General features: G+C 36.9%; 10 protein-coding genes. All 10 read left to right on the top strand.

Features of this window, described 5'->3' with window-relative positions; all coding sequences use genetic code 11:
* Nucleotides 1–729 (top strand): glycosyltransferase family A protein (locus tag LPH68_RS24455; RefSeq protein ID WP_230297186.1); only part of this gene is annotated, 729 nt, incomplete at its 5' end.
* Nucleotides 730–977: 248 nt separating this feature from the next.
* Nucleotides 978–1,952 carry a hypothetical protein gene (locus tag LPH68_RS24450; RefSeq protein ID WP_151923784.1) on the top strand — a complete coding sequence of 325 codons (975 nt, stop codon included), beginning with the start codon at nucleotides 978–980 and terminating at the stop codon, nucleotides 1,950–1,952.
* 25 nt (nucleotides 1,953–1,977) lie between these two features.
* Nucleotides 1,978–2,949, top strand: a complete 972-nt coding sequence (locus LPH68_RS24445; protein WP_151923785.1) for an acyltransferase family protein — start codon at nucleotides 1,978–1,980, stop codon at nucleotides 2,947–2,949.
* A 6-nt stretch (nucleotides 2,950–2,955) separates the two neighbouring features.
* On the top strand, nucleotides 2,956–3,453 hold the full coding sequence (locus tag LPH68_RS24440; RefSeq protein WP_230297185.1) for a glycosyltransferase family 2 protein: 498 nt from the start codon (nucleotides 2,956–2,958) through the stop codon (nucleotides 3,451–3,453).
* Between the two features lie 49 nt (nucleotides 3,454–3,502).
* A complete protein-coding gene (locus LPH68_RS24435) occupies nucleotides 3,503–3,880 on the top strand; it encodes a hypothetical protein (protein ID WP_230297184.1) in 378 nt (125 codons plus the stop codon).
* Nucleotide 3,881: 1 nt separating this feature from the next.
* Nucleotides 3,882–4,919 (top strand): hypothetical protein, encoded by a 1,038-nt coding sequence (locus LPH68_RS24430; protein WP_120080421.1) that lies wholly within the window; start codon nucleotides 3,882–3,884, stop codon nucleotides 4,917–4,919.
* Entirely contained in the window at nucleotides 4,916–6,883 is a 1,968-nt protein-coding gene (locus tag LPH68_RS24425; RefSeq protein ID WP_120080423.1) for a pyruvate formate lyase family protein, read from the top strand. The genes LPH68_RS24430 and LPH68_RS24425 overlap by 4 nt, the downstream gene beginning before the upstream one ends.
* On the top strand, nucleotides 6,873–7,661 hold the full coding sequence (locus LPH68_RS24420; protein WP_120080425.1) for a 4Fe-4S cluster-binding domain-containing protein: 789 nt from the start codon (nucleotides 6,873–6,875) through the stop codon (nucleotides 7,659–7,661). Before LPH68_RS24425 ends, LPH68_RS24420 begins: the two co-directional genes overlap by 11 nt.
* Nucleotides 7,658–8,788, top strand: a complete 1,131-nt coding sequence (glf, locus tag LPH68_RS24415; RefSeq protein ID WP_120080427.1) for a UDP-galactopyranose mutase — start codon at nucleotides 7,658–7,660, stop codon at nucleotides 8,786–8,788. The genes LPH68_RS24420 and glf overlap by 4 nt, the downstream gene beginning before the upstream one ends.
* 1 nt (nucleotide 8,789) lies before the next feature.
* Nucleotides 8,790–9,794, top strand: coding sequence for a galactofuranosyltransferase (locus tag LPH68_RS24410; RefSeq protein WP_074708508.1), 1,005 nt, complete (start codon nucleotides 8,790–8,792; stop codon nucleotides 9,792–9,794).
* The last annotated feature ends 81 nt before the right edge of the window (nucleotides 9,795–9,875 follow it).

Genomic DNA, 9,875 nt, shown 5'->3' with positions numbered 1-9,875 from the left:
ATGTGTATAAGAGACAGACCACACACATGCACACCCAACGCACGCCCACCCAGATTTTCGTTTGTGCTCCCTGTGTTTAAAGCAAAATATTTGTCTGAATCTATAGATAGCATATTGAATCAGACTATGAGTGATTTTGAATTGATTATCGTAAATGATCAATCTCCAGATGATATTGATTCTATAGTGTTTTCTTTTAACGATAGTCGTATTCAATATGATATAAATGAAAAAAATATAGGTGGTACGGATTTAATATTGAATTGGAATAAGTGTTGTCAAAAGGCTGTAGGAGACTATCTGATATTAGCGTCTGATGATGATGTTTATAGTCCTGATTTTTTAGATGAAGTTTCCTGTTTACTAGAGCGATTTCCTAAAGTTAGTTTGGTGCCTGGTAGAGTACGTTCTATTAATGAAGAAGGTGCAGAAGTAGAGAAAGATCATCTGTTTCCCATTTATATGCCACAAGATGATTTTTTATATTATGCATCACGTGGAATGATTTCTGTACAAGCCCAATATGTCTATAATCGTGAAAAATTTATGAAAAGAGGTGGATTTATAAATTTTCCTTTCGCATGGAATTCTGATGCGGCAACCGCTTATATGATGTCTGACGGAGGAGTATTAAGTACCCCTTCTATAGTATTCACGTTTCGTAAATCGTCCATTCATATCACTGGTGATGGCAGTATAAAAAAACAGGATAGTGAAATTGACTGCTGACTATCTATATTGGGGATGGGTTCATACATTCGTTTCACAACTATCTGTGAAAAATTATAAGACTAAGTTTTTTGAGGATGTCTCTTATCATAAATTGCAAATTCAATTTGATATTTTATTGTCTGGAATCCCTTTTTCAAAATTATCAGTATGGAGAAAATATTGTTTTCAAAACAAGTATCTTTCTCGTTCAAGAAAGATTAAGATATTTCTTCATGCTGTATTTTGTCAAATAACACATTCGTGATATGTTGTATGGTTTTGAAAATGCCTTTTATGATTCGGCATCTGTATATAAGTTAAAGGATACGAATCAGCGGGTTTATGTAAAAGATGTATTGGAATCATTGTCTGCTATCATGCCATCTTTTAAAGAATATCGTTTCTATTTTTTCTGTGCTACAGCAAACATAGAACCGGATTCCATGAATGATGCCTTTCCTCGTAAAATTCTTATTCAGTGGGAAGATCAATTAGGAACGGAACCATCTGTAAAGGTCATGTCTTCTTTTGTTTGTGTGTTTAAAACACATCTTCGGAAAAAAAGCGAAAAATATTCCAATTTGTTTTCTTATCCTTTGGGTATTCCTTATAAAATAAAGGAACAGCCTTTTGTTCCTATATTGGATAGAAAGTATAATGTTTTTTATTCTGGCAATTTGAATAAAAATCGAGTTCCTTTTTATGAAGCTTTAGCAAGGGGTAGATGGTCGATAAAAAGAAGGTTGGCTATTCCTATCTTAAAATTGGCAGCTAGATATGAATATGATAAAAAATGGAGAAATTTTTCATTAAGACTGAAAAGTTTAGTTTTTAAGATTGGTGCCACTCATTTTGATGATATTTTTGATGCATCGTATATTGAATTTACACGGTCTTTTGAGGCGGGATTGACTCCGGATAAATATGGAACGCTTTTGGCAAATTCTAAAATCATCTTATCGCCTAAAGGATTTTTTAATACTGAATGTTTTAGGTTTTATGAGGCACTTAGGCAAGGCTGTATTGTGATAACAGAAAAGTTGCCTGCTACTGCATATTATCATCCGGAGAATTATATAGAAGTGGAATCTTGGGATGGTATAGATAAATTAATTCAAGCACTTCTTACTGATGATAGTAGGATGGAGAAACTCTCTTTGAAAGGAAGAATATATTATCAGAATACTCTTTCTCCAATGGGAGTCGCAAAATATATTGTTTCTAAAATTAATGTATATTGATTCAAACAATCTTTACTATTTAATTATGCGTATAGAATCACTTGATATTTTAAAAGGGATAGGTATTATCCTTGTGGTAGTTGGTCACATGATTGGGAATCAACTATATATCCGTCCATGGATATATGCATTTCACATGCCTCTTTTTTTCATGCTATCGGGATACTGCTTCAATATAGCGAAGCATCCTCAATTGCTACCGTTTGCTGTAAGTAGGGTTTGGACACTTCTCGTTCCTTGTGTTCTATATACGGTGGTTAGTCTTGTAGTTTCTCCGGAATATATTTGTGAAGGGAGATATTATGAACTGAAGATATTGCTTCCCGGCGCACTTTGGTTTCTTCCAATATTATTTATGGTAGAAGTTCTAGGGTATAACGTGGCTCGCTTTAAGGGGAAGGTAAAAATATTTATCATATTACTGTGCGTGGTCTTAGCTGCTTGCTTTCGTTTTTGGGAATTCCCTTTAACATATAGGCTTATTCAAATTCCAATGTGTCTTTTGTTCTATCTAATAGGAAATTCATTGAGAAAATATGCTATTGTTGAGAGGTTTTTGATGAATAGCAATTGGATGCCTTTGTGGAAATATTGTTTGTTGGGTTTGTCGTTGTGTGTTTTGACTTATGTATATGTGAGAACTGATGCGTTAAAACATAATCAGGAAATTTTAAACTATTTTGAGATAGGGATGGTTCTTGCTTGTTTCAGTGCTATTGTCGGCGTAGCTTCGTTCTCGGTTTTTTCTATGAAAAGAATGCCTAAATTAGGAAATGTATTGATATATATAGGTAGAAATACATTGATAATTATGTCTGTTCAGGGTATATTTATATCATTAGCTGATTATTTTTTGCGTCCATTGATACCGTCGTTTGCTATCGGTAAGTTAGTTCAGTTTATTTTTGTATTTTCCTGCTGTTTGATAATGATACCACTAATCAATAAATACATTCCTGTACTAGCCGGTAAAGGGATAAAACATCGTTCACTTTAATTAAATATGTTTCTTTCAGTTATTATTCCTGTATACAACGTAGAACCTTATTTGCATCGTTGTATTGATAGTGTCATAGCCCAAGATATGGGTGATGAAATAGAATTGCTGTTGGTGGATGACGGTAGCAAAGATGCATCGGGGGCAATATGTGATGAATATGCATCGAAGTATAGTTGGATTCATGCCTTTCATATTCCCAACGGAGGAGTAGGCAATGCGCGTAATTATGGTATTGAACATGTTCAAGGTGAATACTTTACTTTTATAGACTCGGATGATTTTCTTGATCCCGGTCTTTATAAAGAAGTGTTGAGATTGCATCGTCAAAATCCTTCAGATGTATATGTATTTGGTTATAAAGATTATCCTATCGACGGCAGCGGTGGACATGTGTTGAAACAATGTCGGTGTGACAATGCCGAATCGTTGGCGCAGTTATATTTGGATATGAAACGGAACTATCTGATGTTTCCGGTTGTCAACAAATCTCCACTATTTTGAGGATTGCCTCTTTGCTCTTGATTGTCTGGGCAGAGCAAAATCTGTAGGAGTGATTGACCAGATTGCTTATAATTATGTGCATCATCCGGGAGAACATTTAGGTGGAAAATATACCGAGCCTAGAGTGATTGTCGAAGTGGCACGTGAATTGAAGAGGCGAAGTGACTTACTTCCTCAAAGTGATGAACTGACTCAATATACAATTCTTGAATATTATAATAACATGCTTCATGCGGTTGATAGCAGCCGTGGCATAAAGCAAAGATTACAATATATACGCATACTTTTGAGAGAAATCGAAACACTTGGTTTCAAGACTGAATTCAAGAAGTATCTAGGCAGGAGAAAGATGCTGATACGGTTCTCCACTCCTGTGAGTGTACTTTTGATGTGTCTCTTACGTAATTTAATCCTAAAATTCAGATGATATGTATCAAAATTATAAAGTTGTAGTGAATACGGCTGCAGGTCGCCGCCGTTATATGCAATATTTGGTTCCTCCCATTTTGAATGCTGATATTGTAGATCGGTATGATATATGGGTTAATACTCACAATATGGTGGATATTGAGTTCTTTAAAAAGCTTGCGAAGAAATATCCGAAAGTTAATTTGGTGTGGCAACCGGACGGAGTCGTTAATGGTATTGCGAGCATTAATGCATTTTATCGTGATTGTTGTGACAAAGATACTATTTATATGAAACTTGATGATGATGTGGTATGGTTTGAACCGGAATTATTCGAGAAGATGGTAAAGTTTCGTGTGGATAATCCAGAGTATTTTTTAGTATCACCGCTCGTAATCAATAACGCTTTGTCTACTTATCTTTTACAGGTGCATAATAAAATCAAGTTGGATAAGTATTATATGAGTATCTGTATGGAGAGGACTATTAGTTTGGACGGTTGGTTTGCAGCGGATTTGCACAATTGGTTCATGGAGAAGTATCTTACTACTGGTAAGTATCAAGAGTTATATGTTGGTAAACATCCTATGGCAATGGGGCGTTTTTCAATCAACTGTATTTTATGGTTTGGTGGTGAAATGGCTGAATTCAAGGGCGAAGTGCCTGGAGATGATGAAGAGTTTTTGAGTTGTATCAAGCCAACTCAACTAGGCAAAGCTAACTGCTTTAATGGTGATGCGCTGATTGCTCATTTCGCTTTTGGAACTCAACGGGAAGGACTCGATAAGATGGATATTCTGAATCGATATGGTAATATATTGCATGAATTATGGAAGCAAGATGAAACAATGCGTAAGATCGATGTTTCTGTACAACAAATGATGGAGGAAGTGGAAACGCGTGAGGATGAATTGAGCGCTCTTCCATCTCCATACAGGCATGTGCCTAAAGAAAGAGAAACTTTTGCAATGCGTTGGGGAAAGAAACTGCCGGAAAAGGTGAGGTGCGCCATCAGAGAGTTGCAACGTAAACGGCAATATAAATTCATAGAGAGATGAAAAATACGATAAAAAAAGTAATGCCCATGCGGCTTGTTACTTTGGTCAGATGTGTGAAGAGCCATCGTGCTGAAGGTAAAATGGACATGATACTTGGAGGTTTAAAGGATTTTCAGTGTCAAAAGTGGGTGTATTCGCACGCTAAGGATGAAGAGACAGCCTATCTTGAACAGTTGGAAAAGATATGCCGTAAGATTGAAATCGATGAAAACAATTATTTCTTTTATCCATATTCCAAGACGCTTCACCGCTTTTTCCCCACGCACGCTATGAACATTTTAAGCATTACTCCGGCTTATGAAGAGGTGCTTGCGACAGACTTTGCTGCAATGGGAGAAAATAGAGTGGTGCGAGCGTTGAAAATCTTAGTTGACAGAGTGACTGAAAAGCAATCTTGCGTAGTGCGTTTTATGGAGGTGACACGCCTTTGTAGGCGTGTCTTGTATCCTTCTGATTCTTTCGAGGGAGCACTACAGAAAATTCTGTTTTTTCATGCGATGCTTTGGCAAATGGAGCATGGGCATAATGGCCTGGGGCGATTGGATATGGCTCTGTTCCCTTACTATAAGAAAGATATTGAAGAGGGGCGGCTTACGAGAGAAAAAGCTGAAGTCATTCTTCGGGAGATGATTGCTCTTATCGGATCGCAGACGCATCAAAAAAGCGCTACACTTTATGGAGATACCGGACAATATATCCTTTTGGGAGGTTTCGATAAAGAAGGTCGGAATGTGGAGAATGAGTTGACTCACCTTTTTCTGGGAATATTCGCCACACTTTCCATTCCTGATCCAAAACTGATTTTAAGAGTAAATAATCATACATCAAAGTCTGTCTATGACGCTACTGCCCGGTGTTTACTCAAAGGGAATGGGTCACCTCTGATTTTGAATGAGGATAAGGTGATACCTCTGATGGAGAGGTTTGGCTATGCTCCGGAAGATTGTTACAACTTAGGGACTAGCGCCTGTTGGGAGCCGCTAATCCTAGGGAAGAGTTTTGACCAGAATAATAATCTTAACAGTATTTCTCCTTTGAAAGCTGTCAATAATGCTATAATGATGGCGTCTTCTTATACAGCGGACTTTGAAGCCTTTATGCGGTTGTTTGAACAATGTCTGGAAGAGAATATCAGAAGTTGCGCTCACGACTTGGTAATGGATTGTTCTCCTTTGTTTACATTGTTGTTTTCGGATGCCACGAAGTCGGGAAAGGATATCAGTAAGGGAGGAGCGAAGTATGCTTATCATGGAATGTTAGTGGTCGGTTTGCCTAATACCATCAATGCTTTGCTTAATATAAAGGAACTGGTGTTTAAGCAAAAGTTACTTACTCTTAAAGAGTGCAAGGACGTGATAGAGCATAATTTTGAAAACGCGGCGGATCTTAGGGGCTTGCTTCAGTCGCAACCTCTCAAGTTTGGGAAAGTTGATGACAGTGTTTTGCGATTAACTAATCGGGTGAGTGATAAAATTGAATCAGTTGTTTCGAATATTCGCATCAATGGAAGGCGGGCAAAAGTGGGGTTTAGCTCACCCAACTATATTTCTCAAGCATTTGATATAGAAGCGTCTATGGATGGGCGTCGTTCGGGTGAACCTCTCTCTACGCATATATCGCCGGTTGGGAAAAATATTGATATTGTGGAGGTTATCAACTTTGCGTCTTTGATGAATTATGAGGGTTGTCGTATCAATGGAAATGTGGTGGACTTTATTATACCTGCGGCTTTTAATAGGCATGTGGATAAATTGAGCGAACTGTTGAATGACAGTGTGCAGCGTGGATTATACGAACTTCAGTTGAATGTGTTGGACAAAAATACATTAATTGATGCACGAAATCATCCGGAAAAGTATCCTAACTTAGTTGTTCGTGTATGGGGATTTAGCGCATATTTTAATGAACTTCCGGATGAATATAAAGTAAACCTAATAAATCGGGCAGAGGCGTATGAGTGCTGAACGGCAATTATTGGTAACAGCTGTTCAAAGAATGACTTTAGATGATGGAAGCGGTTTACGTACAACTGTGTTTTTTAAAGGGTGTCCTCTTAAGTGTCCTTGGTGCTGCAATCCGGAGACTCAATCCAGCAAACCTGAAACTTTTTACAATGAAGAAAGATGTGCAGTTTTTAAGGGGAGTAAATATTGTGGTAGTTGTAATGATGTTTTTAATTTGGAAAACACTTGTCCTTTTGGTGCGAGGGAATCTGTGGGCGAATGGTTTGCTTTGGATCAACTTAAAGCCAAAATTGAAGCGAGTGGGTATCGGAGGGTCACCTTCTCCGGAGGTGAGCCTTTGTTACAAGGTGAAAGTCTCTGTGCATTGATAAGAAGCTTGAAAGAGGAAGAATATAATATAGCAGTGGAAACCGCACTTTCTGTCCCCCCTCTTGCAGAAATGTTCCAGTGGGTGGATGAATGGATTGTTGATTTGAAATTTCAATCTCCTTATTATACTTTTTTCCCTACTATAAAATTATCTAATGCAACTTACCGATTGGTTGTATTTGCAGAACTGCTAGATAATATCGATTGGCTATCTTGGCTTGTCGAACAATTAAAGAACTATTCTGTAAACTCTATAGAATTATTGAGCTATCATACGTTGGGACACGCAAAATATCAACGATTGAAACGTTGCTTCTCAACATTTACGACTCCGACAGCAGAGGATATTTCAAGAATATCATCCGCACTTGTTGAAGCTGGTATAAAAACAAGATATTTACATATATGAAACAGTATGATTATTTGATAGTGGGTTCCGGACTTTTTGGATCCACTTTTGCCTGTATGGCTAAACGACAAGGTAAGAAATGTTTGGTCATTGATAAGCGTCCACAGCTGGGTGGCAATCTTTATTGTGAAAATATAGAAGGAATAAATGTTCACCAATATGGAGCGCATATCTTTCATACTTCAAACAAAGAAGTGTGGGATTTTGTCAACTCTATAGTGGAGTTTAACCGATATACCAATTCACCGGTGGCTAATTATAAAGGCAAACTTTATAATCTTCCCTTTAATATGAATACCTTCTATCAGATGTGGGGCGTGACAACTCCTCTTGAAGCTGAAGCTAAATTGGAGGAACAGCGGACGGAAGCAAAAGTTGCTCTTAATGGTCGTGAACCTGAAAATTTGGAAGAACAGGCGCAGCTTCTTATTGGAAAAGATATTTATGAAATACTCATCAAGGGATATACTGAAAAACAATGGGGACGATCTTGTACAGAATTGCCTGCTTTTATCATTCGTAGATTGCCGGTACGTATGGTATTCGATAATAACTATTTTAATGACAAATATCAAGGAATTCCAATCGGTGGCTATAATAAACTGATTGCTGGTCTATTGAATGGTGTAGAGTGTCGTCTGAATTGTGATTTTGGGGAGAATCGTGAAGAACTGACAGCTCTTGCCGATAAGATTGTTTATACAGGTGCGATAGATGAGTTCTATGGTTATCGTTTGGGGCGTTTGCAATATCGCACCGTATCTTTTGAAACAGAGATCTATGATACTGCCAACTATCAAGGTAATGCTGTAGTGAATTATACTGACCGAGGAGTACCCTATACTCGTATCATTGAGCATAAACATTTTGAGATGTTTGGTCAGCAACTTTTGGATTGTCCGAAAACTGTAGTTAGCAAAGAGTATTCTACAGAATGGAAACCTGGTATGGAGCCCTATTATCCAGTAAATGATACTCTAAATAATGATTTAGCCGATAAATATCGTGCATTAGCAGCTCACGAAAAAGATATCATCTTTGGAGGTCGATTGGCTGAATACAAATATTATGATATGGCTCCTATTGTGAAAAGGGTTTTTGAAATAGTTAAATCACAAGGTTTATAAAATGAAGAAATACATACTTATTATTAAAACTATAACAAATGATAAACTTAGTAAATCTTTAATAGGTGGTGGAGCAAGTGTTAAGGCTCCTCAAGATATACATAAAATTGCTTTACAAAATGGTTATGAAGAATATCCTATCATTTTGAGAGGGTATAAGAATAAGCTACTTTTTATTGTTGTTTTATTCCTAAAAATGATTCGTCTTGCTATCAATTTACCTAATGGTGCAACATTGTTGATTCAGTATCCAAGTTTAAATCCTAAAATGCTTTATTTTATTCTTCCTTTCTTGAAAAAAAAATATCTGATAACATTGTTGCATGATATTAATTCTGTAAGAGAAAAAGGGGAGCTATCGGGCTTTGAGAATAAGGTTTTGTCAAATTTTGATGAAATAATTGTGCATACACCTGAAATGCAAACTTATTTTGAGCAGCGATTGAGACCGGGTATTAAATATCATTATTTAGGTTGTTTCCCTTATATTGCAGTCCCAGATAAAGAAGCACGTCAGTTAAGTAAGCAGGTTTGTTTCGCAGGTAATATAGATAAGAGCGTGTTTTTTAGTGATTTTGTTTTTGAGAATAAAGATTTAGATCTTATAGTATATGGTTCTTGTTCCTCAAATAATGCTATGAAGAATAAATATGAGTATAAAGGAGTTTTTAAGCCTGATATAATTGGTCACTTAGAAGGGAGTTGGGGACTTGTTTGGGACGGAGATTCCACAGAAACCTGCTCTGGTACATGGGGGAGTTATCTTAAAATTATTGCACCTCATAAATTTTCGTTATATGTGTTAGCTGGATTACCATTAATAGTATGGAAGGATTCGGCGATGGCGAAATTGGTAGAGATGAAGAATATTGGTATTACCGTGACATCGCTTTCAGAGATTTCTGCTAGAATTTCTGCTGTTTCAGATAATGATTATAAAGAATATTGTGCTAATATTCTAAAATTCCAGCCAGTTCTATTGAAGGGTGAAAATGTGTGTTTGTAGAACATTGGGTATTATAGCCATATAGGAATGCATAATTTCTGTCTCTTATACACATCTCCGAGCCCACGAGACCATGGCTAA

Origin of the sequence: Bacteroides sp. 1_1_30 (genome assembly GCF_020982715.1) — a bacterium.
Classification (GTDB): Bacteria; Bacteroidota; Bacteroidia; order Bacteroidales; family Bacteroidaceae; genus Bacteroides; species Bacteroides xylanisolvens.
This window is presented reverse-complemented; position numbering and strand designations above follow the sequence as displayed.